Below are 26,065 nucleotides of genomic sequence, written 5' to 3'. Positions count from 1 at the left end.
ATTCCGGTTACACCGGAATGATATAGAGGAGACGGCAGTGCCGTGTCCCTACAGTATTATTTTCGGTAGGGACACGGCACTGCCGTCTCCTAATTTCGGCTTAAGACAAACTTTGTAAATCTTCCTCAGATAGCTGGGCTATTTTCATCAAGGCTCTTAAGGTTCCAATTTTTAAATCTTGATTCCGGTGAACAGGAATTGACAAAATTTGTTCTATTTCGGTATTTTCATAGATATGATGACTCCCAGTAATCCTTTTCAAAACCCAACCTTTATACTCTACTATTTTGCACAGTCGCTTCCCTGAAATAGATTTCATACAGCAATTTCAACAATTTTATCTGTGGAGGCAATTGCTTCACGACTATTAGCAACATCGAGCCAACCTTCAATCGCATCTTTTAAATTAGCCATCACTTCTTCCATAGTATCTCCTTCGGTAATGCACCCGGGAAGTGCAGGTACTTCAGCCCAATAGCCACCTTCTTCTGCGGGATGAATAATTGCTCTAATTTTCATACATTTTCTCCTTGTGAATTCCTTGTAAATCGGCGGCTAAAGCTCCCCTTCCAGGACTTGTTGGGCCGTCAAGTTCAACTGCGGAAAAGTCGGCGATATCAGCGCTTGTTCCCCTTGAAAAACCCCAACTTCGACATACTGACCCGATTCTAGTCGTAGTACCGCTACTATCTCCTCTTGAGGGTCAACAATCCAATATTCAGGGATACCCCGCGCTGCATATTGAGCTCGTTTACTAATGTAATCGCGATCGCGCCCAACTCTACCTGGACTAACAACCTCGACAACCAACTGAGGAGGTGGCATAGTTTGGGTGATGGTTAGCCTGGTTGCTGTCAGCAAGATGTGTTCGGGGCGCAAAACCACTAAGTCGGGGTAGCGGTTAGCTGCGTCGCCCTCCCGCAGGATCGGAACTTGGATTTCGCACAGGTGAAGTTTGATACACCGCCAAGGGATGCCAGTATTAACAAGCACTAAAAACAGATAGCTGACAATGGCGGTGTTGGGTTCGGATTCGGGCGGCAATGTTACTAACTCTCCATCAATTAATTCGTAGCGGTTGTCGGTGTCGTCCTCATAGGTGAGGTACTCTTCAAAGGTGAGTTTTTGCTTGCGGGCTTGTATCATCTTTTACCTTCCAGGATTTCTATTGTTATTAAAATACTTACACATCCGAGGGAAGCGGCGGCCGCAGTGATTTTCATTGGATTAACAAGCTGGCTAGCACTGTTTCAATTATATTATAAGGCTGCATCTGAGAGGTTTTCTTCAAATAGAAGTTTCACAGGGATGCCACAAATAACTTTTTTTCACGATCTGCGGCAAAAGCAAGGCAGGCTTTGATGTCTGCCCCAGTTAATTGTGAAAAATCTTCCAGAATTTCTGCTTGCGTCATGCCACCTGCGAGATATTCTAAGATATCGTAGACGGTGATTCGCATTCCCCGAATACATGGTTTGCCACTGCGTTTTCCTGGTTCAATTGTGATGATGTCGTGGTAGTCCATAAATCAATATTTTGTACTAATAAGCGTAATTATAACTGCAAATAATCCTGGTTTGTTTAGGTCAGGATTTCAGGTTTGAGCAAATAGGGAGAAAAAAAACCCTGACGTTGAAAATAGCCAGGGCAGATGATTTTCCATTCAATTAGTTTCCCCAGCGAGTGGGGATCTCAGCGGAAAGATAGGCGCTCAGGCAGCGTGGCGTGTTGCGTTTCCATTAAATTAGTTTCCCCAGCGAGTGGGGACTTGATAAACACCGTTTTTTGCCACTGATTATGTTTCCATTAAATTAGTTTCCCCAGCGAGTGGGGACTCTCAACGACGGTAATACACCCGTCAGCCTACAAATGTTTCCATTCAATTAGTTTCCCCAGCGAGTGGGGCCTTGCCACCAAACATCGGAGCGCTGACAAAGATTGAACTGATTTCGTTTCCATTCAATTAGTTTCCCCAGCGAGTGGGGACGACCTGCAAGCTACTCTCTATCGATTCTCTCAAATGAGAAAGGTTTCCATTCAATTAGTTTCCCCAGCGAGTGGGGAGTTGGAATAAAACAGTATTCATCAACCCTCCATTTTCTGATCCGCTCCCGTGGGTTGAGTTTCCATTCAATTAGTTTCCCCAGCGAGTGGGGACAATTTACTGATCAAATTGACAATAAACTCGGTGTTGAGTTTCCATTCAATTAGTTTCCCCAGCGAGTGGGGGCTTCAAACTTATGAAGCAGATAAAGATACCCACTTAGGTTTCGATTCAATTACTTTCCCCAGCGATTGGGGACAAACGTAACCCAAAAATTCGGTAAAGTATCATTTGTGTTTCCATTCAATTAGTTTCCCCAGCGAGTGGGGACAGCAGCCGCTAAGTTTGGTTTAGGTCGGCATCTCTGGTTTCCATTCAATTAGTTTCCCCAGCGAGTGGGGAGAAGGTGGCGTTGCAGCCGGACACAAATCTCTAGAAAGTGCGATCGAAGAGTTTCCATTCAATTAGTTTTCCCAACGAGTGAGGAGTTTACCAAGAGGAGTGGTTTAAAGGATTGACCTACGCGATCAAGTTTCCATTCAATTAGTTTCCCCAACGAGTGGGGAGATAAATCAATTTGCATCCAAACAGGACAAGAAAAGATACTGTTTCCATTCAATTAGTTTCCCCAACGAGTGGGGAGACTTGACTATTAACAGGGTACGTTTTGAAACACTCGATCCTGATGGGTTTCCATTCAATTAGTTTCCCCAACGAGTGGGGAGTCTGTTGCAAAAGAGTGGTTAAAAGAGCATACCAAGCTGTTTCCATTCAATTAGTTTCCCCAACGAGTGGGGAGCTTGCGGCTGCTGTTGGTTTGGGCAACGGGCGATCGGTTTGTTTCCATTCAATTAGTTTCCCCAACGAGTGGGGAGGTTTGTCTACTTCGGTGCTCGCCTCGACTTATTCCGGTTTCCATTCAAGTAGTTTCCCCAACGAGTGGGGAGCAATGGCAGATGTTGAAGGCTCGTGAAATTGCAGTTGATGTTTCCATTCAATTAGTTTCCCCAACGAGTGGGGAGCTATAGATACCACAACCTAGGGACAGGACAATTTATCCAGTTTCCATTCAATTAGTTTCCCCAACGAGTGGGGAGGCTAAGACACCCAAGCTGAAGGCTGTATCTGTTGCGTTTCCATTCAATTAGTTTCCCCAACGAGTGGGGAGTAAGCAATCTTCAATCGGTGCTTGACAAGGCTCGAAAGTTTCCATTCAATTAGTTTCCCCAACGAGTGGGGAGTTGCGGAACCAACGGCAAAGAGTGGATTATTGCAACCTAGTTTCCATTCAATTAGTTTCCCCAACGAGTGGGGAGTCAAATGTCCATCCATCATGTAGAACTGCAAACATGTTTCCATTCAATTAGTTTCCCCAACGAGTGGGGAGGATATGCTTGAGAAAGTCGGTAAACTTACAGCTAATATGGTGTTTCCATTCAATTAGTTTCCCCAACGAGTGGGGAGACCTACATTGTACACCCAAGACAGCGCAAGGTGTCCAGAGGCCGTTTGCGAGGGATAGCAAATTTGTACCTGGAAACCGCCTCCCAGCATACCGTCGCAATCGCTGAAACCCTTAGATAGCAATATATCGAGGGCTAGAACGAACTTCCAACATCGCAGCCATTTCTTTCATCCCTCGCGAGTGATATAACAAATCTGGGTTTATTAACCTTTTGTGGTATTTTTTGTCATTGCGAGCTCTTAGCGAAGCAATCGCAGAGACTAGGCGATTGCTTCGCTAAGAGCTCGCAATGACATATTTTAACTGGGAACGAGCAATCGCCTACTTCCTACGCTTTGCGCTTCCGACGGCGAATCAGCACACTCATCACTTGCTTCGGATTAGCTGCACGTTGTACGGGACTCCAATCGCCAACTTCGGCAAATCCCAGGCGGTACAAAGTGAGTATGGTTTCCCTGACACCCTTGGGCGAACCTGTCACCGTTACACACACCACATCCTGTTCCGATTCTGCTGCTGAGTCGTCATTTGGCCGATCGAATTTGTTGTCGTCAGGCAAGAATTCCTGTGACATAATTATGTTCTCCTGGTTTTGGGTTTTCTAGAAAAACCCAAAAACCCAGCCGCCCCGCATTTCAACACATAGCAGGGCGGCTACAGAGAGTGTTATCATACTCCGTTAGCCTCCAGACTGCTTTGATCAGTTTGGCGGTTAGCTGTCCATTGCTGTTACCAGCAGCTTTGGGCAGTGCAACTAGATTTTTGGGCGACGCCGGCTACTTCCTCTACAAGCAAAGCAACCTCTAACTTCAAAGCGTAGCCGCAGAGGGGGGCCTGTGTCAATCCATTTGGGATACTTCGACTTCGCTCAGCACAAGTTTTGGATTTTACGGGAAGTTACCCACAATCAGGACACGGCAGTGCCGTTTCCCTACAGTTAATCTGGCGATGGTTACATCTGTTGCCAGGGGGATCGATCGATTATTTTGGGGTAGGGAAACGGCATTGCCGTGTCCTCAATTCCCCTGTTGTCGATTGTTATATCCGATCGCACGGTGTTAGCAAAATTAGCTGTTTTGATAAGATCGATCGCACTTCATCCAATCCCATCTCCACATCCGCCAAAATCTCTCCCACAGTTTTGGTATTGCAACCTTGCAAAAACTCAAATTCAGCACTTGACAAATTGATCAATTGGTAGTTGCAATCAAACACTTGTTGACTAGGCCAACCGTGCATACAACCACTCAACTCTGGAATTGCCGCCAAAAGTACCCGATCGTCCGACCAATCAATTTTATTAACAGGCTTTTTGCCCAAGAAAAACTCGTAATGAGTGATTTCCGTATCCAACAATTCAATTAATCGATAAAGCTCTCTTTCCGTCAAACCCTGAGCTCTTTCTATCAATTCCGGCGCTTTCCCCAAAAGTCTTTCTAACTGCCAATATCCCGGATTTGAAAAACCGATAAATTCCAATCCCGAAGCATCAATTAACTCGAACAAAGTCTCAATATTGTAGTCAATTTCCTGCGGGTGAACGTACATATCAGCAAAACATTCGTCCCGCTGATTTTCTCCTGCCCAACGCTGTTTTTCGTACTTGACAAGACGGTTGTTTTCTGGTAAAGAAGCAAAGATTTGACGACCGACTTTCACACCATCGGGATAGTCACCTTTTTTCGGGCCTTGGAGAAGTCCGATCGCCTTTTGCATGAGTTGAATTTCCCAGCGCCCGAGCTCAGCATACACAAAAATGTGCATCAAACCGCCCGCCGCCAACTTCGCCGCCAGCGCTTGAATGCCCCGGATCGGATCGGGTAAGTGGTGCAGCACGCCCACGCAGTTGATCAAATCAAACTCGCCCTCTAACTCGGCGGCATCGTACAGGCTGAGGTGGCGGAAATCAGCTTCGCGCGCCCCCGATCGCCGACACCGTTCTTGTGCTACTTTCAAAGCACCCGCACTCAGGTCGATCGCCGTCACCGAAGCTTCTGGATTGAGGTGAATCAGATAATCGGTGCTCGAACCAGTGCCGCAGCCAGCATCCAAAATCCGAATATCGAGTTTTGGCGGCTTTTGGCCGGTGCAAAAATTGTAAGCATCAGGCCAACTCCAGCGCCAGTTGTAGCCTGGGGGCGGTTCATCGGACAACGGATCGGGCGGGAAAGGGAAAGTATCGTACAGCCGCCGCACGGCAGCACTGATATCAGGCGTAGTATCCATAAGTGAGGTAATAGTGCGTGAGTTTGGAGATTGGTTGTCAGTAGCTACGGACGAACAGCGCGACGCGATGCACTTCTATTGCTTCCTTACTGGCAACCAAAGTGGCGTCTCGCCAAGTTGGGAAGCCTAAGAGAGAGGGATCGGGCGATCGACTAACCCCTGGTAGCCAAGCCCTGACAGCTTCTGCGTAATAAAACTTATCATTTTTTCTCATATACGCTCTCTTAAATCTATACAATAAATGTCGGCAGGCTTTTTAACAAACCAGGACTGTCAATAACCCACCGCTGAGCTTTTGGGTAAAGCGGAGGCGTCTTTCCGCAGAAAGTCACAGATCCAGAAAAAGGCACAAGAAAATTTTTGATTTTCTTTTCCTTTAATTCAAGGCACTGGCTGCGATCGCCCAAAGGCAACTCTCCTGCCGAGTCTTTTTTTCCACGGGTATGCCGGCGGAGTGCAGCGGAGGGAGTACCCCGTGCCTGCCTTCGGGTCGGACATTTCCCGGCAGGAAGAAAGATGAAACCAAAACATTTTAATCTAAGAAAGTAAGCGCGCCCGAACCTCGTGACAGGTAAAGGCAAAAAGTAAACAAAGCAAAAATACCTACTTTGACCTGCATCAGAAGGCAAGGTTAGTCTGGTTAAATGCTGCAACTATTTGGATAGGGAGCGAAAGAGTCTAATGACTGTAAAAGCAAGTGGTGGAAGCTCGGTTGCGCGTCCGCAACTATATCAAACTGTACCGGTCGCAACAATTTCGCAAGCAGAACAGCAAGACCGCTTTCTACAGCGGGGCGAACTCAGCGAACTGGCAAGTTATTTCAGTTCAGGGGCTCTTCGGATCGATATCTCTGCGACGCTGACCAAAAACTCGGAACTGATAGTATCCCGCGCAGCCAACCGGATTTTTACGGGCGGTTCCCCGCTGGCATTTTTGGAAAGACCACAAGAAGCGATGGCTGTAGCAGGCGCGGCTCGTGGCGGTTCGGGGAATGTCTCTGAAGGCATGAAACTGGGAACTGTTACCTACGTTGAAGGTCGCGCAGGCGGCGGCAACGGCGGTGGCGGTGGCGGCGGATTCTTAGGGCTGGGAAATCTGTTTTCTGGCAACGGTGGCGGCTACAGCGGCCCAATCCCAGCAGGATTTCAGCCAATCAATGTCTCGCGCTACGGCCCGGGCAACATGACCAAATCTCTGCGGGATTTGAGCTGGTTTTTGCGCTACATCACCTACGCGATCGTCGCTGGCGACCCGAACATTATTTCGGTGAACGTGCGCGGATTGCGGGAAATCATCGAAAATGCTTGCTCTTCAGCGGCCACAATTGTGGCAATGCAGGAAATGAAGGCTGCATCTTTGGGCTATTTCAAAAACAATCCAGAGGCAAGTGCGATCGTCGGACAGTATTTCGACGTAGCAATTACCGAATTCAAAGCTCCCACACCTTCAGACAAGGTGCGGCAGCGCGAAAGCAACGACCAGCAAGGCTTGCAACTGCCTCAAATCTACTTCAACGCAGCCGAGCGGCGATCGAAATTCGTCATGAAAACCGGTCTGTCTTCGGCCGAAAAGCTAGAAGTAATCAAAGCAGCTTACCGCCAAGTTTTTGAGCGCGATATTACCCGCGCATACAGCCAAAGCATTTCTGACTTGGAATCCAAGGTCAAAAATGGCGAAATCTCGATGAAAGAGTTTATTCGCCGCCTTGGTAAATCTCCTCTGTACCGTCAGCAATTCTACGAGCCGTTTGTCAACAGCCGCGCTGTAGAACTTGCCGCCCGCCACTTCCTCGGCCGCGGTTTGAGCTCGCGGGAGGAATTTAGCAAGTATTTTGCGATCGTCAGCAAAGGCGGCCTGCCAGCCCTCGTAGACGCGATGGTTTATTCGCAAGAATATTCCGACTACTTCGGCGAAGAAACAGTGCCTTACCTGCGCGGTTTGGGCCAAGAAGCTCAGGAGTGTCGCAACTGGGGCCCGCAAATTGATTTGTTCAATTTCAGCGCTCCGTTCCGCAAGGTGCCTCAGTTCATCACCTTGTTCGCCGGCTACACCCAGCCTCTGCCAGACCAGCACGTTTACGGTGTTGGCAATGACCCCTTAGAAATTCAGTTTGGCGCGATTTTCCCGAAAGAAACTCGCAACCCCAAGAGCCGTCCGGCTCCCTTCGGCAAAGACACTCGCCGCATCCTGATCCGTCAAGGTGCGGGGATTGACAATCAGTTGAGCAATCCGGCGGCTCGCGGTGCTGCTCCTGGTTCTCTGGGCCCCAAGGTCTTTAAATTAGACCAGTTACCGAGCAACTATGTTGCTTCCAAGAAAACTGCCCGCGGTGTCTCCAGCAGCTACAGCAATGCTTCCAGTGTCAAATTTACCGAAAGTTCCACCCAAGCGGTGATTCGGGCTGCTTACCTGCAAGTGTTTGGTCGCGACGTGTTCGACGGCCAGCGCCAAAAGGTGGCGGAAATTAAGCTGGAAAACGGCGAGATTCCGATGCGCGAGTTTATTCGGATGTTGGCGAAGTCTGACGTGTTCCGCAATATGTACTGGAGCAAGCTCTACGTTTGTAAGGCGATCGAGTACATTCACCGCCGACTCCTGGGACGCCCTACCTATGGCCGCCAGGAAATGAACGCTTACTTTGACATTTGCGCCAAGAAGGGCTTCTACGCGCTGGTCGATAGCATCCTGGACAGCACGGAGTACAACGAAGCTTTTGGGGAAGATACAGTGCCCTACGAGCGCTATGTGACTCCCGGTGGTTTGTCGATGCGGACGATGCGATCGGGTTCCATCGCTGAGCAAAATTTCCAAGCTCAGACGCCCGAAACTCCTCGATTTATCGAATTGGGCACTGCGCTCGATCGAGGCGAATTCGAGTTACAAAATAGCCTCGCTCAAGGTGTCAGCAAGCGGCGCGAACAAACTAAGGTGTTCAAGCTGACGAATACTTCGGACAAAGTAGCTTTGAAAACTTTAATTCAAGCTGCTTACCGTCAAATTTTTGAGCGCGACATCAACCCGTATGTTGTGAAGAATGAATTCACGGCGCTGGAAAGCAAACTGGGCAACAATGAAATCAATCTCAAGGAGTTCATTGAGGCTTTGGGCTGCTCGTCGCTGTACGTCAAACAGTTCTACGCACCTTATCCCAATACTAAGGTGATTGAGTTGGGAACGAAGCACTTCTTGGGCCGCGCTCCCCGCAATCAAGCGGAGATTCGGACGTACAACCAAATCTTGGCAAGTAAAGGGATTAAGGGCTTTATCAACGCGATGTTGAACAGCGTTGAATATGCCGAGGCGTTTGGCGAGGATACTGTTCCTTACCGTCGCTTCCCGACTCTGCCGGCTGCGAATTTCCCGAATACCGAAAGGCTGTACAATCAACTCACTAAGCAGAATGGTGAGTTGGTGGTTCCAAGCTTTGAGCCAGTAGCTGCTACTGACAGAAGCTAACAACAAACTGCAAGAAAATTGAGTTGGTAGGTTGACAAAAATCCCTCGCTATGGTAATGCTGTAGCGGGGGATTTTTGCAACCGCAGATTTTAGGATCGCGAATTAAATAATTTACACTCTTGAAAGTGGGGAGTAGGGGTTGGGCTTATAGCCCGCCCTTTCTGGACGGGCGGGACGCCCATCCCACAAGAACCATCAAAATTCTAAGTTATTTAATTCTCATTCCTTAGCGGATAAACGCGGATAAACGCTGATGGGATGATATGAAATGCTAATTTCGGCAACTTGCGAAAATAGCCTCACACCTCAAACCTAACACCTACAACCGAACTCTATCACCTCATAGCTATTACCTAATGCCTACAACCGAACACTTTTAACTAATTAGCTCGATCGCCCGATCGGCTTGAATCAAACCATATCCACTGGCAAGGTCAAATCCAACATCAAAACCGGGCGTGTTTGGATCGTCCATATCCAAAGCCGTTTGCGCTAGGACTCTATTAATGTCCGCTGGGCTTAAGTAGGGATTTGCTTGCAGCATCAAAGCCGCAACTGCCGCCGCATGAGGAACCGCTGCAGATGTGCCCGCGAAATTGGGGAAACTGTCAGCATCTTCCAGAATATCGTTGCCAAAGAACGTCGTATTGGTATTGTTGGGAGCGACGAAACTCGGCTGCGGGCGCAACTCAGGTTTAGATAGACGATCGCCCTTTTCATCAAACAAAATAGGAGTGCCGCCAGCCGAAGAAAAGTTTTCCAATATTGCAGGATTTACACCGTATTTAGGGGTGAGCAAGTAAGAGGCTGCCCCGACTGCTGCGACTCCTCTGGCATTCGCATTGCCATATACCGTTGAACTATTGGTGTTGTAATTGTTGATTTTGAAGGTAGCGGAACCGCCCGCTATATACTTCATCAAACTGGGATCCGCACCCGATCGCTTGGCAATCATGAGATTGAATCGATCGGAGCCAAAGGACCCATCATTGCGGAATGTGAGAAGCTCGATCGGATCTCCTCCTACATTTGACAGCATACTGCGAGCCAATACTTTTTGTTTTGTACTGTCAACAAAGTAAATATCGAGGTCGTTAGTCGATCGACCCATCGGTGAGTCCCATTGGAATGAGAGGCTGAAGGAATCACCTTTCTCTAGCGTGATGCTTTGATAGATATCGACCCCAATCCCCGGATCGAAGTCATGCAATTCTCCAAAACCAGCAAAGAAACCAGCCGAGTTGAAAGCACTTTGATAGCTAGCGCGATCGCTATTACCCGCCGCAGTAAAGTAGACAACTCCCTTTTTAGTGACTTCCTCGATCGCTCGGGCAACAATTCCATCCTGGAACATCGGTTGAGATGGGAATCTCGAATCATCCACAATGATTTGAGCTCCCTGTGCTGCCAGCGCGCGAATGCCATCAGCCATTACCCTTTCACTTGCTTTGGAAAATTCTAGAAAGCTGTTAAACTGACCGACAGGTCTGTCTGTATGAAATAACAAATCTGCTCCCGGAGCAATATCGTGAATGAGTTGCAGCATAGCCCTGCCTTCATCATTAGGCGCAGATAAGTTATTATCCGGCTCTTCTGCTAATATCTTGACTTTTGCAGGCAAGTTGCCACTTTCAATATCTTTGGCGGCTCCACCCAACCTGTTGAAACCATTAGATATAACCCCGATTTTTACGCCAGTGCCATCTACCTTAAACTGTTCTCTAGCGAGATCCGATCGCATGGCCCGATCGCCCAGGCTGGTTACAGATCCAGGAGGTTTTAAAGTGAGGAAGGCTGAATTGTCGATCGCGCTGGCACTGGTGTTTTTGATAATTGCCAGCAAATTCCCAGTCTTAGTGCTAATTAATGTACTGTCGCTGTTGTCGCCTGTGCCTTGATAAACGATTAATTCATCAAGGGTTAACCCCGCAGCTAAACCGAGCCGATCGCGCTCGTTAAGATTAAAGTCAGTGAGAATATCAGTTCCTTCCTGCTCTTCCAACACGAAGATATCGCTCTCAGTCCCGCCGATTAATACATCTAGCCCCGCGTCGCCCGCGAGCAAATCGCTGCCAGCATTCCCCCAAATCGTATCGTTGCCGGCATCGCCCAACAGGATGTCATCATCATTCAGTCCATTGATGCGATCGCCACTTTGATTGTTTATTGCCTCGCTGACATGGTTGAATCTTGCCATCAAATCGTTGAAATTGTTGGGAAGTGCCATCGGGCTTTTCATGTTACTGGCTAGCAGCAGATTGTGGCGATCGAGGAAAGTAGATAAGTTGATATTTACAGGATCGATGTTCATAGAAGTTATGCCAAATTCCAAAATTTTTTCACGCAAAACTAGACATCACTTAGGTGCTGTCGGTGCATTTGCTTTTTAGTCGTTTAATTACGGCTTCATATCCCTAAACAAATCTCTTGGGATGTTAGGCGGCCAATCGAGGGGCGGTATTGGGAAGCCATTCTGCTGGGAAGCAGGCTGTTGTTGACACCGCTTTTTGTCGTCATTTAAGCCAAAGCCCATGTTCCAACTGAAATTTTCGTTGCGGGTGGTGCTTTGATTTCTGCGATCGATTCTGGCGGTAAAAGTCCCGGATTCAATGATGGTATTACCGCGTTTTATCTCATAGGAAAAGTCATTATTGCCAGGTTGTACGGCTAAATAGCTACCCTTGTGTGTGATGTCAAAAGACACTTTAAATCCTTGCGACATTGGAGCTTTATCGTATCCGCGATCGGTATAAGGAGAAGGGTTGCGATCGAGCCCGGGGGTGACATTTCTGATAGTAACGCGCAACCCTGGAGCGGGTGGCGTAGTTTGGGAAATGAAGGCTGCTCTCCCGAAGACTAGCTCTTCGTGGGTGCGGCTGTGAGTCTCCATATTAGGGTGGTAGAACTGACCGACACACTTGCCTGAGTCTACTTGGTAAGTTGTAGTGACAGATAAAGTAGTTACTGCACCGACATTGAATTCCTCAGATGCTTGAAATTGCAATCCGGTTTGCAGGGCGGGTGATGGGGTTTGGGCATTGGTAATATCAGACAGCACCGGTACGCTTAACAGTGAAATTCCCATGACTGTAGAAACAAATTTTGCTTTCATTGTTAGGATTGATTTTTGTAATTTCATCGGTTTAGCCTCACAAATATTTGCAATTATCGGCAAGTTTTAGCAAGCAGATAACCGAGCTCGTGTCCGATCGATTACCATAACAAAAACTGTTTGTAGTGCGGACTTTATGCAGCAGGATAGTGCGGGTTAAAGTCCAGAATACGAAGCATAGTTATTGCGGTCGCTCGCGCCTACACGATAGGATACGATAATTTTTGGGACTGGCTGATTTCTAATTCGATTTATTCTCAATCTAATGCAAGGTGTTGTTTGCATCATGTGTACCAGCATCTCGAATTCAGGCTTTCATGTCGATAGATAAACTTCGCGTTACAGATCGATTTTCCACAGAGCAAGTTCGTGCAGGGTATCTGCCACAGCCAAACTGTTGAACTTAAAGGAGTTTGAGCCAACTTCTGGCAGTCGGTTAGAGTCCAAAAAATTTAACCGCATTGCAATTCACAAAATCCGTTTCCTGTCAATAGCTGAAATTCGTAAATTATTTGGTAAGCTTCAAAGGAAATATTGTTCGATAGGTAATTTTTGTAACAATTAATACTTTTATCGATAAAGTATGGAGCTGGAACACGGACTTGAATGGGTCGATCGGCTGGTGAAAAATCGCACGGGCAATCCTCTGACTGCTATGGAAATTGCGCTGCTTAGAGGTGCGTGGTTGGGACAAACCTACGAAGCGATCGCACAGACAACTAACTACTCTGCCAGCTACCTCAGCCGTACCTTTGCACCCCAGTTATGGCAACGTTTATCAACTGCCTTTGGCGAATCTGTAACGAAGAAAAGCTTTCGTGCTTGTATAGAACGCCTTGCGGCCGGACAAATAATTGCACAACAACAGGGACAAGACACAGAAAAACAAAAGAATGCTCCTGTTCTTGCTGACCATCAAGCTAGCCTGGCCCAAACACCAGCCACTGCGATCGGCTGCCTCAATGTGGATCCTCTTTGTGATTGGGGAGAAGCGATCGATGTCTCCATTTTTCACGGACGCACTCAAGAATTAGGCAAGCTAACCCAGTGGATAGTGTGGGATCGCTGTCGATTAGTCGCCCTGTTAGGGATGGGTGGCATTGGCAAAACCGCACTGTCAGTAAAACTGGCCCAGCAGATTCAAGAACACTTCGAGTTTGTTGTGTGGCGATCGCTGCGGAACGCGCCTCCCCTAGAAGACTTGCTCAAAGACCTAATTCTAATACTTTCCCAGCAACAAGACATTGAGCTGCCTCGATCGACTTACGAACAAACTTCTCGTTTATTGCAATACTTGCAAAAACATCGCTGTCTGCTGATTCTAGATAATGGCGAATCGATCTTGCAGAGCGGCGATCGAGCCGGGCACTATTTACCTCAGTATGAAGGCTACGGACAATTGTTGCAGCGTGTTGGCGAGAGCAGCCATCAAAGCTGTTTAGTCTTTACCAGTCGTGAAAAACCAGACGAAGTTGCGGTTCTAGCAGGAGAACTCTCTCTAGTGCGGGTACTGCAAACGATCGGTTTAAGCGCTGCAGAAAGCGATGGCATTTTCTCAAGTAAGTCTTTGAGCGGTTCAGATGCCGATCGCCAACAGCTTAATGAACTTTATGGGGGAAATCCTCTGGCTTTAAAGATTGTCGCCACCTCGATTAGCGAAGTATTTGACGGCAATATTTCTGCGTTTATACAGGAAAAAACTGCTGTTTTTAACGGAATTCGGTTGTTACTTGATGGGCAATTCAATCGTCTGTCGGATATAGAAAAACAGGTAATGTATTGGCTGGCTATTAATCGAGACTGGGTAACAACTCAGGAATTGCAAAATGATTTTTTCCCTGCGCTTTCTAAAGCCAAACTGCTAGAAGCATTAGAATACTTGCGGCGGCGATCGCTGATTGAATGCAGCACTCAAGGATTTACCCAGCAACCTGTTGTCATGGAATACATGACACAGAAGTCGATCGAAACTGTTTGTGATGAAATTTGTCAGCAGGCACCGCAATTATTATCAACCTACGCACTGTTAAAAGCGCAGGCAAAAGATTACATTCGAGAGGCGCAACTGCGAGCGCTCGTGCAACCTCTGATTGCTCAACTGTTGGGTCATTTTGGCACTCAACAGGCGATCGCGCAACAATTACAGCCAATGCTAGAACGCCTGAAACGAGAACCTCACCTGCGATCGGGATATGGAGCTGGTAACTTAATCAATCTACTATCTCAATTGCACGCCGATCTGAGTGGATATGATTTTTCTGGCTTAACGATTCGTCAAGCAGATTTGCGACAAGTGTCGCTTAAACAAGTTAATTTAGCTGATACCCATTTGATTAACTCAGTCTTTGCCGAATTACTGGGCAGCCTCAATGCAGTTGCCGTCAGCCCAGACAATACCTTAGTCGCAAAGCTCGGTAACGATGGCATGATTTGTGTTTGGCAGGTGGCAACAGGTCAACGAGTGCTTACCTTAGCAGCCCACACTTCTTTAGTCTTGAAAGGTTTGGATTTTAGCCCAGACGGACGATTGCTGGTGAGTGGTGGTTACGATCATCTCGTCAAGTTGTGGGATGTCACAACAGGAAGATGCCTGCAAAGCTGGTTCGTTGGTAATTCTGTGCTAGTAACGATATTTAGCCCAGACGGTAAGCTAGTTGCCTGCAGTAAAGATGGCAATACGATCGAACTGTGGGATGTCCAAACCGGGCAATGTCTCAGGGTGCTTTCAGGCAGTCAGGCTCAAGGTATTGGGTTGGCATTTCACCCTCACAGCAGGCTACTGGCGAGTGCTGGGGCCGAACTAACAGTCAGACTCTGGGATGTCTCGACTGGAGAATGTTTGCAGACATTTGTCCATACAGATATGGTGTGGTCAGTTGCTTTTAATTCTGACGGTACTCATCTGGCGACGGGTGGAGCAAATTCTTCAGTCAAAATCTGGGATCTAGAAACGGGGGACTGTCTCCATACTTTGGAAGGTCACAAAGGTCCTGTAAATGCGATCGGCTACACTGCTGATAGCAGCATTTTGGTAAGTGGCAGTAGCGATGGCACCGTTCGCCTCTGGGATGTCCGGACTAGAAGATGTCTTAAAGTTCTGTCGCAAGGCGATGGAGATGCTGTCTTCGCAATTGGCTGTTTCTCGAACAGTTCGATCGTTGTCAGTGGCAGCGTTAACGGAACCATCAGATTTTGGGATACAACAATCGGGCAATGTACCAGAACTTTGCAAGGAAAGATGATTGCTTTTAGAACCCTCGCCTGCAACAGCCAGGGAACTCTACTGGTTAGTGGCAGTGAAAATGGTCAAGTAAGAATTTGGGATATAGCAACTGGACGCTGCTTGAAAGTTATAGCAGAACATACTATACAGGTTTGGGGTACTGCGTTTCATCCCCAAAAAAACTGGTTTGCTACGTCCGATTTGGGTGGCAAGGTATGCCTGTGGGAGTTTGAGGTAATTGCTCAACCTTCTACTCTCAGTCAAGCTTCAGAAACTGCATTTGACTGTCGTCTTAAGACGGTTTACCAGCATACCCATTGGGTGCAAGCGATCGGCTTTCATCCTCAAAGCGATATTTTAGTGATGGGTCATGGCGATGCAATGATTCGGTTCTGGGATATTACTACTGAAACCACGATTAAAACCCTATTTGATGGGGGGCATTGGAATGTACTAGCAATCGCGTTTCATCCGCAAGCTCATCTCCTAGCAAGCGTGAGTAACGATCCGTTAGTCAGAGTGTGGAATGCAAACACTGGCGAGCGTTGTATGGCTTTGCAGGGTCATACCAGTCGCAACTGGACAGCGGCCTTTCATCCCCAGGGGCACTTGCTGGCAACAGGTGGTGATGACCATTTGTTGAAGTTGTGGGACATTAATACAGGTCAATGCTGCGTTACTTTGCAGGAACATACGAGTTCGATTTGTTCTATTGCTTTCAGCCCAGACGGTAGATTAATGGCAAGCAGCAGTACCGATCGCACAATTCGCCTGTGGGATACAACAACTTGGCAGTGCCTGCGAGTGCTGCAAGGACACACAGGAGCGGTCATTTCTATTGCGTTTCAACCGCATTGTGATGGCGTTTCTTCAGATCGTCCGCTGATTCTAGCCAGTGGTAGCTATGATGAAACCCTGCGATTGTGGAATGTTCAAACAGGAGAATGTCTCAAGATTCTCCGTCCCGATCGGTTATATGAAGGCATGAATATTACTGGAGTAACCGGATTAACGGAACCTCAAAAAGCAACATTAAAGGCGTTAGGAGCGATAGAAAACCAATTATGAAATTTCAGTAGGTAGGCGTAAATAAACCCGCTTATGTAACAGAATGTAAATAACTCGAAACTTCTGCGATTGCCTTTCTTCGGATCTTAACGAAGAGAGGTTCTCTTCGTTAAGCTCGCTTGTGACTACGCGCAGCGGTTCTGTTGTCGAGCAAACTGTCGAGACTGAGGAAGAAACTCCGAGGTTTATCGAATGGGGCGCTGCGGGCGATCGGGGCGATATCGAGTTGCAAAGTCGGATTGCTCAAAGTGTCAGCAAGCGGCGCGAACAAACTAAGGTGTTCAAGCTGACGAATACTTCGGACAAAGTAGCTTTGAAAACTTTAATTCAAGCTGCTTACCGTCAAATTTTTGAGCGCGACATCAACCCGTATGTTGTGAAGAATGAATTCACGGCGCTAGAAAGCAAACTGGGCAACAATGAAATCAATCTCAAGGAGTTCATTGAGGCTTTGGGCTGCTCGTCGCTGTACGTCAAACAGTTCTACGCACCTTATCCCAATACTAAGGTGATTGAGTTGGGAACGAAGCACTTCTTGGGCCGCGCTCCCCGCAATCAAGCGGAGATTCGGACGTACAACCAAATCTTGGCAAGTAAAGGGATTAAGGGCTTTATCAACGCGATGTTGAACAGCGTTGAATATGCCGAGGCGTTTGGCGAGGATACTGTTCCTTACCGTCGCTTTCCGACTCTGCCGGCTGCGAATTTCCCGAATACCGAAAGGCTGTACAATCAACTCACTAAGCAGAATGGTGAGTTGGTGGTTCCAAGCTTTGAACCAGTAGCTGCTACTGACAGAAGCTAACAACAAACTGCAAGAAAATTGAGTTGGTAGGTTGACAAAAATCCCTCGCTATGGTAAACGTGTATGGAGGGATTTTTGGTAGAGGGTGATCGGGCAGTGAGAGTCGAGTTAAAATGAATCCAAAGGGCTGATGAGTACCGCAACAGCGACGACCCGGAGATTCCAATATGGATAAAACCTTGGAAAGAACAATTGGGGAAATAAAGTAATGCTTAAGTTAGACAGCAAACATAGTCGTTTTAATTGAAAAATTTAACTGTATAAACACAATTTCTTGAAAGAGGAGTTGACAGTGACACTTGAAGAAATATGGCGGCAGAAAAGCGATCGAGAACTAGAGTTTGCTGCTCTAGTAATTTCTGATTACACAGAAGAAGCTCAAGAGGTAATTAGAGTCGAAATACAAAGACGCGGCTTAACTGAACCACCTCAATTGCCGCCAACTAAAGTCTCCGTAATTCAAAATGAGCCTCATTTGTTAGGAAACTTTTTGGAGCAATATAGGAGTGGTAGTTTTCCAGGATGGATTAAAGCAATTATTGTAGCTCCTATACTTTTAATTATTGGAGGATTCATCCTTACTACTAGCGTGTCTTTTTTATTCAAACTGACAACAAGTATTTTTTGTGTGGGGGGCGGAATATGGATAATTTATCGGACAATTCAGCATAGAAAACACAATATATTGGTTTATGAACACGGCATTGTTTACGATAAACCAAACAATCGACTATCTGCACATTATGAGGAGTTACAAATTTGGCAAGAGAGCCTATATCGTAGGATTTTATTTATTTCAGTAGAGGTGAGTCGTACCTACACTCTAGAATTTCCCAAAGGTAAACTGCTTAGTATCTCCGAAGATCTTGCGGACAAATTGCAGGTACTGGTAGTCCAACATCAACTCCCACAGGCGATCGCTGCTTATAATCAGGGCTATACTCTTGAATTTGGTCCTATCCGTCTTCATAAAAAGGGAATTGTGATTTATGGGCAAGGCATCCCTTGGTCAACGGTTGGTCGTGTTAGGGTCAGGAAAGGCAAAATATATATAGCTACATCTATAGCTAGAGCTACATATAGAGATACAGCCCCAATTCTAGTTGCGGATGTACCCAATGTTCAGGTTCTAATCAGTTTCCTTAGACAGCAAGGATACTATCAAGCATAGCTATCTGTGAGCTGCATAACAACGCCCATGCACGCCGACCGTTGAGAGTCCCTCGGTTATGATGCAGAGGTTGTCTGTGTGTGGCGGGTGATGAGCAACGTTGTTAGGCTTGACAAGCTTCAGAGGTGACGTGCCAAAAGGGTATCTGCTTCCCGAAAGGCTCCGGTTCGGTTCAGTTATCTGTGGGAGTGCGATCGCTCCACTCAGACTTCCTTGCTCAGTCGTCAAACTCAGGGCAGTAATATTTAGGAGCCAGAGCGTTAAGCGCATCAACTTCAGCATTGCCTTTAGGTTGCAGCAAGTCGATCGACATTCCCCCACTGAGCGCATTACATATCCCGCGCGCACGTTCGATAGCAGCTTGGGGATTTCGCTGAACGCGAGACACCGCATCGGATGAGGATGAATTGAGCCGTTTGCTCAACGATCGTTGGTAATTATTAATAAAAGCCTGGTCATTTGGCTGTAAAGCGATCGGGCGACCTCTGCCACTACTTCCACAAAGCTTACCTAAGTCGATCGTTTGACCATTACTCCTCTGTATATAGCAAACGTAATCATCAGGTATTTGAGCGAGTGAACCACTAGATTGAAATAGGTCAACGGCAAAGGCACTCAATACCATTACTACACAATAAAACACTTGTTTCGACCGGCTGACGTATGGCACGACTCTTCAAACTCCCACAAATCCTTAAATTTTCATAAGCTTATAGAGAAGAACTCACACCGGATATTGCTACAATCCGGCGTGATTCGTCATTACATAGTGCGAACATTAAGCGTTTTACCGGCCAATAAAATGCTCGCACTACAAGGCAGTAATGTTATGCTCCTCGTTGAGACTTCCAAGGGCCCCAAATGGCAAACGTGATGCCTGGGGTTTGGATATTAACGAACATAGTTCGACCGTCCGGCGAGAAGCAGGCTCCGGCAAACTCCCGATCGTTGAGCGCATTTTTTGCGAAACGATACAGTTCCCCGTTAGGAGTTACACCCACCACGAACTGCTCATCCTCGCCATCTTCGCAAATGATCAGATCACCATGAGGGGCCACAACAATGTTGTCAGGGCCATCGAGTTCGTCAGCCGATTTAGCCTCAACAAAAAGTTCGATCATATCTTGATCGGGAAGATACCGCCAAACCTGACCAAATCCGTTGGGTCTGCCAGTGGCAGGATCAACAGAGCCACCGTTCGAGCAACAGAAGTAAACTTCACGATTGCCGTACCAGATGCCTTCCCCACGAGTAAACTGGGCAGCACCTTTACCGAAACCTTCGACCCGTACCGTATCCGTAGCAGGGTCAGGATTGTCAATTGTCACCCATTCCACCGACATCGGTTGGCCCTTGGGAAACCCTGCAAAAGTTTTTGCCTGCGGCATATTCTTAATCTTCAGCGCTTGGAGAGTGCCCCCTGCGCTTAAATTCTTCACTTCATTGGGGATAAAGCGATAGAAAAGGCCATCTCCTCGGTCTTCAGTTTCGTACACAATTCCGGTTTTGGGGTCGATCGCCACCGCTTCATGGTTAAACCGTCCCATTGCAACTAAAGGTACGGGATTCACAGGAGCCGTTGCCAGAGCCGGAACTTCAAAGTTGTAGCCGTGAGATTTCGATACATTTCTTGCATCGTTTGGTCTAGGTCTATTAGTCGCCAGCGTCGAGACATCCTCCTCGGAAGTAATCCAAGAACCCCAGGGAGTCGGGCCGCCCGCACAATTTCGATAGGTGCCGCTCAGCGAAACGTAGTGCTTGATGAGCTGACGATTGGGTCCAACCTGTAGTGTGGTTGTCCCGCCTTTGCAAAGAGGATCGTAAGGATTTGGGCCCACAACTTGGGTGGAAGAATTCGGACTCAGTTCGTGATTGCGAACCAGAATGATCGTGTTTTGGGGACCTGGGAAAGCCGCCATGCCATCGTGACCGCCGGGCACAGGGGAACCGTCGCTCATCATTTCGCCCGTTCGTGAAAAAGCCCGATACTGAAACCCCTGCGGTAAATCTAACAATCCATTCGGATCGGGTACGAGGGGCCCATACCCTCCTCCAAATACTGATTCACCATTGGCCTTTCTGGCATAAAGCGCTTCTAGAGGAGACATCATCAAAGTGCCAGCAGCGCTCGCTCCTGCCAAGGTAAAAAACTTTCGTCGTGATAGTTGCATCAGCTTTTCCGGTGAATTAAACAAAGCATACTAAACCTGCATCAAGACCAAGATAAGGTTGGTTTAACTTCTCATTAAGGTTGTTTCATAATTGTTCAATGTCAACCCCAGTGGCTCGTAATTGCGCCGCTAACCGGGCTGTTAGTTGCTCTGTCTGTTCAGCCAGTTGACGTTGTTTTCAGTAGGGATGTGCAGGCTTTACATTACCTTAATCGGCTTTATTTTAGAGGTTTTTATAAATTTAATGTATACTTATTGAATTATAAACAATTGGGGAAATTCCCTAAATTATATGAGCATTGTGTTACCAAATCTTGTTTGTTGTTGACCTTATATAATTTTCTTCTATAATGTCCTTAACCGATTAGATTTATGCAAAATCTACCCCAATAATAGCGGTGGCACCTTGTACAAAACTGGGTGAAAGTCAAGTATTCTACAAAAAGGGCCCATTGAGATAGTGGTTGGTAATTGGATAAACTACAGCCCTAATGAGGAGCTTATTCTTTTCGGCATTCTGAGCCTGTACCTCATCCTAATGAGAACCGCTATAAAGTCCTAATTCTCGTTCGCTAGCAGTGCCGGGGAATACGGATTTTGAGGCTTAGCCTTGCGTTAATAGAATTATTAAAATTGCTAAAATTCAAACATCCGTTTGATTTTTGGCAACTGTCTCTCAGATTTACGAAAAGCTAGCCAAAGCCTATTAATAAAAGCTTGTGCAGGTTGGAAGAGAAGGGTTAAGCGATTTTATTTCACCCACTTTGTATACAATTATTCGGGAAGAACGCTCACGCAAAATCCCGATGCAACGGCTTGTCTAATTTCTATTAAATCTGGAAAAAATAGTTTTGGAAGAACGTCAATTACTCGGCAAAGTACAACTCACAAAAAGCGGCGGTCAGCAAGTGTCGCGAGTGGGAAATACTCTCAGTCCTGCACAAATTGACTCCGCAGAATAAGGGGCTATTTTCTACGCTGGGGACAGGGTACAATGTGGGATTTTGCTGATAACCAGGAACTTGCTGGGATTCGTGCTATTTACGAAGCAGGTGGCATTGTGGGTGCTGTCTGTCACGGGCCCGCGGCGTTAGTTAATATTAAGTTGTCGGATGGCGAATATTTGGTTGCTAACAAGACTGTGGCTGCTTTTACTAATTAAGAGGAAGCCGCTGTGGGACTGACTGAAATAGTGCCGTTTTTGCTGGAGTCGAAATTAATTGAACGCGGCGCTAATTTTACGAAAGTTCCTAATTTTCAAGTTTGCGTTGTGGCCAGCGAGAGGCCCGTCACAGGCCAAAATCCCGCTTCGGCAGCAGGTGTCGGTCACAAAATGGTAGAATTGATAAAAAATAAGTATAGTCCAAACAAAGATCACACCGAAAAACCCGGTTTGTTAAACAACACCTTCGCGCCTAAGTCAAAATGCTCTAAGAAAGTAGGTTGGGTTGAGGCACTCGTATCCAACGCCATAAATTTTAAATTCGAGATTGGAGATTTGAGATTTTTGCTCCCATCTAAAATCTCACATCTAAAATCTGTTGTTGGCTTCGCTTCACAAGAACCCAACGTGTTCTAAAAAGGGCGAAGGTATTATAAAAAACACCTGGTTCTTGGATACCTAATTACTACCTATTTTCTTCGGTTAACCGTACTCAAATACCCAGTTCTATCCGAGAACATTACGGGAAATTTTTCGTCTGTGATGTCAATGAAGTTGCGCTCGCTGTACGAGGATAAATTACTTATTTATGGGGGTATTAGTGAATTCAATTCATTCCCAGTACGCAAAAATTACGTATAATTGGGGAGTGCTGGTTTAGGGAAAAATTAAGGTATTGAGAGTCCATAAAACCTCAGAAAAAGTTGGTAAGTTGTTCTGATTATTACCATAGCGAAACGAAGAAGGTATTAGGGCATAATGTTGTGAAAGATGGAACAGGGTATGGAACTAAATTTACAGAAATTTTATAGCGCCTGCAATCCCAGCTACACCCTGGCAGTAGCAAATCAAGAAGACCGACAATACTATATCGATTTCTCATCAGTGCGGGGCGGCACAATCGTAGAACAATTGGAGCGCACCATCAGCCGTCTGTCCCCCGATGCACCTACCTGTCAATTATTCACCGGTCACATCGGCTCTGGTAAATCAACAGAATTGCTGCGGCTGCAAGCTCAATTGCAGCAACAAGGATTTCATGTTGTTTACTTTGAGTCGAGTAAAGACTTAGACATGGCAGATGTAGATATCACTGACATTTTGTTGAGCGTTGCTCGTCAGGTGAGCGAAAGCATTGAGAAAATGAAAATCAAGCTGCAACCGACGGGTTTTAAAGCTTTGCTCAAAGGGGTTGCTGATGTTTTTCAAACTCAAATAGACTTGAGCGCTGAAGCTACTGTCCCTGGTTTGGGGGAAATAAATGCCAGCACGGAGGGAGAGTTTTCTCTGGCGTTGGGAATTGGCAAAATTACTGCTAAGGCGAAAGATGCTCCGAATCTGCGATCGGAGTTGAGGCAATATTTGGAGCCGCGAACTAACGTAATTTTAGATGCACTGAATAAGGAGTTGTTGGAACCGGCTAACCAAGAACTCAAACGCCAAGGGAAACAAGGACTTGTAGTAATTATCGACAATCTCGATCGCATACACCTGTGCGCGAAACCGACGGGGCGGCTGCAGCCGGAATATTTGTTTGTCGATCGCGGCGAACAGTTGGCAAGACTAAATTGCCACGTCGTGTATACAATTCCTTTGGTGCTGATTTTCTCTAACGATTTGGGCCAGTTGACCAATCGATTTGGGGTAGATCCGAAGGTTTTGCCGATGGTGCCGGTGCAGTTTAGCGACGGTTCTGAGTGTTCTGAGGGTCTGGAATTGCTGCGGCAGATGGTTCTGGCGCGGGCTTTTCCCACAGTGCACCCTTCGCAGCGCTATGCTTTGGTTGGCAAAGTTTTCGACTCTGCGGAAACTCTCGATCGCCTGTGTCGAGTCAGCGGCGGTCATGTCCGCAATTTGCTGCAACTACTGTATGGCTGTCTGCAGAAACAAGACCCTCCTCTGTCGCGGGAAACTTTGGAAAATGTGATCGTCCAGCGCCGCCACCAGCTTACTTTGGCGATCGAACCTGATGAGTGGAAATTGCTGCGCCAAGTATCCGCTACCAAAACTGTGAACGGGGAAACTAAATACCAAATATTGTTGCGGAGTCTCTGGGTGTTTGAATACCGTTACGGCGAGGATTACTGGTTTGATGTCAATCCGATTTTGGCTGACGCCAAAGAGTTTCGAGAAACAGTTGACAGTTGACAGTTGACAGTTGACAGTTGACAGTTGACAGTTGACAGTAACTCGGCGAGGAAAATCGCTTCTGAACCAACGAAGTTCACTCCTAGCCGACTAAAGAATAAGGGCCCAACTGTAGCAGGATCTGGTATGAAAACTAACAAAACTCAACAGTCAACCGTTAACAGTCAACCGTCAACACTCAACTAACAAAAATGATTAAAGGCACTACTAAACTGTTGGGAGTAATTGGTCATCCCGTCGAACATTCTCTGTCGCCGGCGATGCACAATGCTGCTATTTCCCACTTGGGAGTCGATTTTGTTTACTTACCGTTTCCGGTAAAACCAGGGGATTTAAAAGCTGCTCTTGCAGGATTTGCGGCGATCGGCGTTCGGGGATTTAGCATCACGATTCCGCACAAACAAGCAATCTTACCGCTGTTGTCGGAAGTTTCCCCGATCGCCCGATCGATCGGCGCTGTCAATACCGTATACCTGACTGACAAAGGTTGGTGCGGCACAAATACTGACGTTGAAGGCTTTCTCGCGCCGCTGCAAACGGGGGGTTTTCAAACTTTCCAATCAGATTCCGATCCCCCCCGCAGGGCGGGCACGGGGGCACCGCCCCTACAAAGGGGGGAGAATTGTGTCAAAGTCCCCCTTCTTAAGGGGGATTTAGGGGGATCTCCGGGTTCCGATTGGAGTCAGAAAGTAGCAGTAATTTTGGGGAATGGCGGGGCGGCGAGAGCTGTTGTGGCTGGATGCGCTCAATTGGGATGTGCCCAGATTCACGTTCTCGGCCGCAGCGAACAAAATTTAGCGGAATTTCAGCAGAGTTGGGTCAATTCTCCGATGCCCGTGCAGAATTTGCAGGTGCATACTTGGGATAATTTGTCAAGTTTAATCTCGCAGGCAGATTTGCTGGTGAACACGACGCCTGTGGGGATGTATCCGCAGGGGGAAAAGTCGCCGGTTGCGGCTGGTGAGCTCGATCGAATTTCCGCAGGTGCGATCGTCTATGATTTAATTTACAACCCTAATCCTACCCAGTTTCTCAAAGATGCACAGCTTCGGGGAGCGCGAGCTATTGACGGACTCGAAATGCTAGTTCAACAAGGAGCAGCCGCCTTAAAAATTTGGCTGGATAAAGAATCCGTCCCAGTCGATGTGATGCGCCAAGCCTTGCGACAGCATTTAGGTCTAGATTAATGCCATTTCTTCAAAAAGTAGCTGTTGTTTTCCGAATTCCTATAAGTAGGAATTTGAGGCCCAATTCGCGCTAAGCTGAAAATTAAAATATACTTGCCCCGCAATTTATGAAATTTCGAGCTATCAGCCTTTTTTTTGCTACTTGCCTAATCGGAATTTTTAGTTTGGTATTCACTCCACCTGCTTGGGCTCTGACGCAGATTAAACTTTCCGACCTTTCTTATCGCGAATGTCCGGCAGAAATGGGAGAAGGAACAGTCACCAGCGGCAGTTCTATGGAAGCTACCTGCTTTTTGATTACTGGGAAAGCTGAAAATAGCACCGGCAAACCAGTTGTCAATGCCGATATTTTCGGCCGCATTTATGATGCTGACGACAATCCGGTGATGCAAAATCGGACTCGCTTGGGTTCTATAGAAGAAGTTCCTCCCGGAGTTAGCGATTTTCAGCTCAGAATTTCGGTTGCAGCCAATCAGAGAACACCTTTGAAGCTCAAGCAATTTAAAGCTACAGGTTTTACTGGCGTGGTTCGCCGCTAACGAAACTATTTGAGATTTTAGATGGCTGATTTGAGATTTTGGGTTGGCGGCCGGTGAAATTGCGATGCAGTTTGAGATTTGAGATTTGAGATTGTTGAGTGGCCGGCAATTTCTCATTTCTAATGTAAGACTAACTCCCCAGCTTTTCAACCGGGGAGTTTATCTAAAAATTGGGATCATCTCAGTTTTGTAAAAAGCATTTTTTTTATGGTAGTGCGAGCGTCCCCGCTCGCGTATTGTACAATACGCGAGCGGGGACGCTCGCACTGTAAATGCAAAACTGAGAT

At 46.9% G+C, this 26,065-nt stretch carries 20 protein-coding genes, 1 pseudogene and 1 CRISPR repeat array; of the genes and pseudogenes, 10 read left to right on the top strand and 11 right to left on the bottom strand.

What is annotated here, in order from left to right; all coding sequences use genetic code 11:
• Positions 1-100 precede the first annotated feature (100 nt).
• The 5 genes from QUB16_RS20490 to QUB16_RS20470 form a co-directional block, all read right to left on the bottom strand.
• Positions 101-319, bottom strand: coding sequence for a type II toxin-antitoxin system HicA family toxin (locus QUB16_RS20490; protein WP_333318905.1), 219 nt, complete (start codon positions 317-319; stop codon positions 101-103).
• A complete protein-coding gene (locus tag QUB16_RS20485; protein WP_193972043.1) occupies positions 316-519 on the bottom strand; it encodes a type II toxin-antitoxin system HicB family antitoxin in 204 nt (67 codons plus the stop codon). The genes QUB16_RS20490 and QUB16_RS20485 overlap by 4 nt, the downstream gene beginning before the upstream one ends.
• 36 nt (positions 520-555) lie before the next feature.
• The gene (locus QUB16_RS20480; RefSeq protein WP_333318903.1) at positions 556-1,146 is read right to left on the bottom strand and encodes a Uma2 family endonuclease; all 591 of its coding nucleotides are present in this window, start codon (positions 1,144-1,146) and stop codon (positions 556-558) included.
• Positions 1,147-1,300: 154 nt separating this feature from the next.
• Complete coding sequence (locus tag QUB16_RS20475; RefSeq protein WP_333318901.1) at positions 1,301-1,525, bottom strand: DUF433 domain-containing protein; 225 nt, start codon at positions 1,523-1,525, stop codon at positions 1,301-1,303.
• A gap of 130 nt (positions 1,526-1,655) precedes the next feature.
• Positions 1,656-3,508: direct repeats of the CRISPR family, unit length 36 nt; unit sequence GTTTCCATTCAATTAGTTTCCCCAACGAGTGGGGAG.
• Positions 3,509-3,837: 329 nt separating this feature from the next.
• Positions 3,838-4,083, bottom strand: a complete 246-nt coding sequence (locus QUB16_RS20470) for a hypothetical protein (RefSeq protein WP_333244187.1) — start codon at positions 4,081-4,083, stop codon at positions 3,838-3,840.
• Between the two features lie 89 nt (positions 4,084-4,172).
• Between QUB16_RS20470 and QUB16_RS20465 the strand changes: the two genes are divergently transcribed.
• Complete coding sequence (locus QUB16_RS20465) at positions 4,173-4,316, top strand: hypothetical protein (RefSeq protein WP_333318899.1); 144 nt, start codon at positions 4,173-4,175, stop codon at positions 4,314-4,316.
• A 231-nt stretch (positions 4,317-4,547) separates the two neighbouring features.
• Here the strand turns inward: QUB16_RS20465 and QUB16_RS20460 are convergent, their stop codons facing one another.
• Positions 4,548-5,735 carry a class I SAM-dependent methyltransferase gene (locus QUB16_RS20460; RefSeq protein WP_333318898.1) on the bottom strand — a complete coding sequence of 396 codons (1,188 nt, stop codon included), beginning with the start codon at positions 5,733-5,735 and terminating at the stop codon, positions 4,548-4,550.
• Positions 5,736-5,772: 37 nt separating this feature from the next.
• On the bottom strand, positions 5,773-5,949 hold the full coding sequence (locus QUB16_RS20455; RefSeq protein WP_333318896.1) for a hypothetical protein: 177 nt from the start codon (positions 5,947-5,949) through the stop codon (positions 5,773-5,775).
• Between the two features lie 467 nt (positions 5,950-6,416).
• On the opposite strand from QUB16_RS20455, the gene QUB16_RS20450 reads away from it, so the two are divergent.
• The gene (locus QUB16_RS20450) at positions 6,417-9,191 is read left to right on the top strand and encodes a phycobilisome rod-core linker polypeptide (RefSeq protein WP_333318894.1); all 2,775 of its coding nucleotides are present in this window, start codon (positions 6,417-6,419) and stop codon (positions 9,189-9,191) included.
• 377 nt (positions 9,192-9,568) lie between these two features.
• Here QUB16_RS20450 and QUB16_RS20445 read toward each other — a convergent pair whose 3' ends face one another.
• Together QUB16_RS20445 and QUB16_RS20440 are read right to left on the bottom strand one after the other, a co-directional pair.
• Positions 9,569-11,503 carry a S8 family serine peptidase gene (locus QUB16_RS20445; protein WP_333318893.1) on the bottom strand — a complete coding sequence of 645 codons (1,935 nt, stop codon included), beginning with the start codon at positions 11,501-11,503 and terminating at the stop codon, positions 9,569-9,571.
• Between the two features lie 87 nt (positions 11,504-11,590).
• Complete coding sequence (locus tag QUB16_RS20440) at positions 11,591-12,304, bottom strand: hypothetical protein (protein WP_333318891.1); 714 nt, start codon at positions 12,302-12,304, stop codon at positions 11,591-11,593.
• A 583-nt stretch (positions 12,305-12,887) separates the two neighbouring features.
• Between QUB16_RS20440 and QUB16_RS20435 the strand changes: the two genes are divergently transcribed.
• The 3 genes and pseudogenes from QUB16_RS20435 to QUB16_RS20425 all read left to right on the top strand — a co-directional run bounded on the left by QUB16_RS20435 (position 12,888) and on the right by QUB16_RS20425 (position 18,571).
• Entirely contained in the window at positions 12,888-16,595 is a 3,708-nt protein-coding gene (locus QUB16_RS20435) for a WD40 domain-containing protein (RefSeq protein WP_333318889.1), read from the top strand.
• Between the two features lie 166 nt (positions 16,596-16,761).
• Positions 16,762-17,400 (top strand): annotated as a pseudogene (locus QUB16_RS20430) (phycobilisome rod-core linker polypeptide); the annotation flags it as partial.
• A 292-nt stretch (positions 17,401-17,692) separates the two neighbouring features.
• Positions 17,693-18,571 carry a DUF6585 family protein gene (locus QUB16_RS20425; RefSeq protein ID WP_333318887.1) on the top strand — a complete coding sequence of 293 codons (879 nt, stop codon included), beginning with the start codon at positions 17,693-17,695 and terminating at the stop codon, positions 18,569-18,571.
• Between the two features lie 217 nt (positions 18,572-18,788).
• On the opposite strand, the gene QUB16_RS20420 is transcribed toward QUB16_RS20425, so the two are convergent.
• On the bottom strand, positions 18,789-19,241 hold the full coding sequence (locus tag QUB16_RS20420) for a DUF732 domain-containing protein (protein WP_333318885.1): 453 nt from the start codon (positions 19,239-19,241) through the stop codon (positions 18,789-18,791).
• A 157-nt stretch (positions 19,242-19,398) separates the two neighbouring features.
• Positions 19,399-20,742, bottom strand: coding sequence for an alkaline phosphatase PhoX (locus QUB16_RS20415; RefSeq protein ID WP_333318884.1), 1,344 nt, complete (start codon positions 20,740-20,742; stop codon positions 19,399-19,401).
• Positions 20,743-21,736: 994 nt separating this feature from the next.
• On the opposite strand from QUB16_RS20415, the gene QUB16_RS20410 reads away from it, so the two are divergent.
• The 5 genes from QUB16_RS20410 (at position 21,737) to QUB16_RS20390 (ending at position 25,778) form a co-directional block, all read left to right on the top strand.
• Positions 21,737-21,904, top strand: a complete 168-nt coding sequence (locus tag QUB16_RS20410; protein WP_333318882.1) for a hypothetical protein — start codon at positions 21,737-21,739, stop codon at positions 21,902-21,904.
• A 12-nt stretch (positions 21,905-21,916) separates the two neighbouring features.
• Complete coding sequence (locus tag QUB16_RS20405) at positions 21,917-22,321, top strand: hypothetical protein (protein ID WP_333318880.1); 405 nt, start codon at positions 21,917-21,919, stop codon at positions 22,319-22,321.
• Positions 22,322-22,687: 366 nt separating this feature from the next.
• A complete protein-coding gene (locus QUB16_RS20400) occupies positions 22,688-24,052 on the top strand; it encodes a P-loop NTPase fold protein (RefSeq protein WP_333318879.1) in 1,365 nt (454 codons plus the stop codon).
• 191 nt (positions 24,053-24,243) lie between these two features.
• Complete coding sequence (locus QUB16_RS20395; protein ID WP_333318877.1) at positions 24,244-25,239, top strand: shikimate dehydrogenase; 996 nt, start codon at positions 24,244-24,246, stop codon at positions 25,237-25,239.
• 107 nt (positions 25,240-25,346) lie between these two features.
• Positions 25,347-25,778, top strand: coding sequence for a hypothetical protein (locus QUB16_RS20390; protein ID WP_190657424.1), 432 nt, complete (start codon positions 25,347-25,349; stop codon positions 25,776-25,778).
• Positions 25,779-26,065 lie beyond the last annotated feature (287 nt).

Origin of the sequence: Microcoleus sp. D3_18a_C4 (assembly GCF_036702415.1) — a bacterium.
Taxonomy (GTDB): Bacteria; Cyanobacteriota; Cyanobacteriia; order Cyanobacteriales; family Microcoleaceae; genus Microcoleus.
This window is presented reverse-complemented; position numbering and strand designations above follow the sequence as displayed.

What these genes read in the sequence shown, in the direction of transcription:
- QUB16_RS20440 (WP_333318891.1), bottom strand. Translation starts at nt 12,304, where the DNA reads ATGAAAGCAAAATTTGTTTCTACAGTCATGGGAATTTCACTGTTAAGC.
- QUB16_RS20445 (WP_333318893.1), bottom strand. Translation starts at nt 11,503, where the DNA reads ATGAACATCGATCCTGTAAATATCAACTTATCTACTTTCCTCGATCGC.
- QUB16_RS20395 (WP_333318877.1), top strand. Translation starts at nt 24,244, where the DNA reads ATGATTAAAGGCACTACTAAACTGTTGGGAGTAATTGGTCATCCCGTC.
- QUB16_RS20435 (WP_333318889.1), top strand. Translation starts at nt 12,888, where the DNA reads ATGGAGCTGGAACACGGACTTGAATGGGTCGATCGGCTGGTGAAAAAT.
- QUB16_RS20415 (WP_333318884.1), bottom strand. Translation starts at nt 20,742, where the DNA reads ATGCAACTATCACGACGAAAGTTTTTTACCTTGGCAGGAGCGAGCGCT.
- QUB16_RS20485 (WP_193972043.1), bottom strand. Translation starts at nt 519, where the DNA reads ATGAAAATTAGAGCAATTATTCATCCCGCAGAAGAAGGTGGCTATTGG.
- QUB16_RS20400 (WP_333318879.1), top strand. Translation starts at nt 22,688, where the DNA reads ATGGAACTAAATTTACAGAAATTTTATAGCGCCTGCAATCCCAGCTAC.
- QUB16_RS20470 (WP_333244187.1), bottom strand. Translation starts at nt 4,083, where the DNA reads ATGTCACAGGAATTCTTGCCTGACGACAACAAATTCGATCGGCCAAAT.
- QUB16_RS20450 (WP_333318894.1), top strand. Translation starts at nt 6,417, where the DNA reads ATGACTGTAAAAGCAAGTGGTGGAAGCTCGGTTGCGCGTCCGCAACTA.
- QUB16_RS20480 (WP_333318903.1), bottom strand. Translation starts at nt 1,146, where the DNA reads ATGATACAAGCCCGCAAGCAAAAACTCACCTTTGAAGAGTACCTCACC.
- QUB16_RS20475 (WP_333318901.1), bottom strand. Translation starts at nt 1,525, where the DNA reads ATGGACTACCACGACATCATCACAATTGAACCAGGAAAACGCAGTGGC.
- QUB16_RS20460 (WP_333318898.1), bottom strand. Translation starts at nt 5,735, where the DNA reads ATGGATACTACGCCTGATATCAGTGCTGCCGTGCGGCGGCTGTACGAT.
- QUB16_RS20490 (WP_333318905.1), bottom strand. Translation starts at nt 319, where the DNA reads ATGAAATCTATTTCAGGGAAGCGACTGTGCAAAATAGTAGAGTATAAA.
- QUB16_RS20455 (WP_333318896.1), bottom strand. Translation starts at nt 5,949, where the DNA reads ATGAGAAAAAATGATAAGTTTTATTACGCAGAAGCTGTCAGGGCTTGG.
- QUB16_RS20390 (WP_190657424.1), top strand. Translation starts at nt 25,347, where the DNA reads ATGAAATTTCGAGCTATCAGCCTTTTTTTTGCTACTTGCCTAATCGGA.
- QUB16_RS20410 (WP_333318882.1), top strand. Translation starts at nt 21,737, where the DNA reads ATGTGGGATTTTGCTGATAACCAGGAACTTGCTGGGATTCGTGCTATT.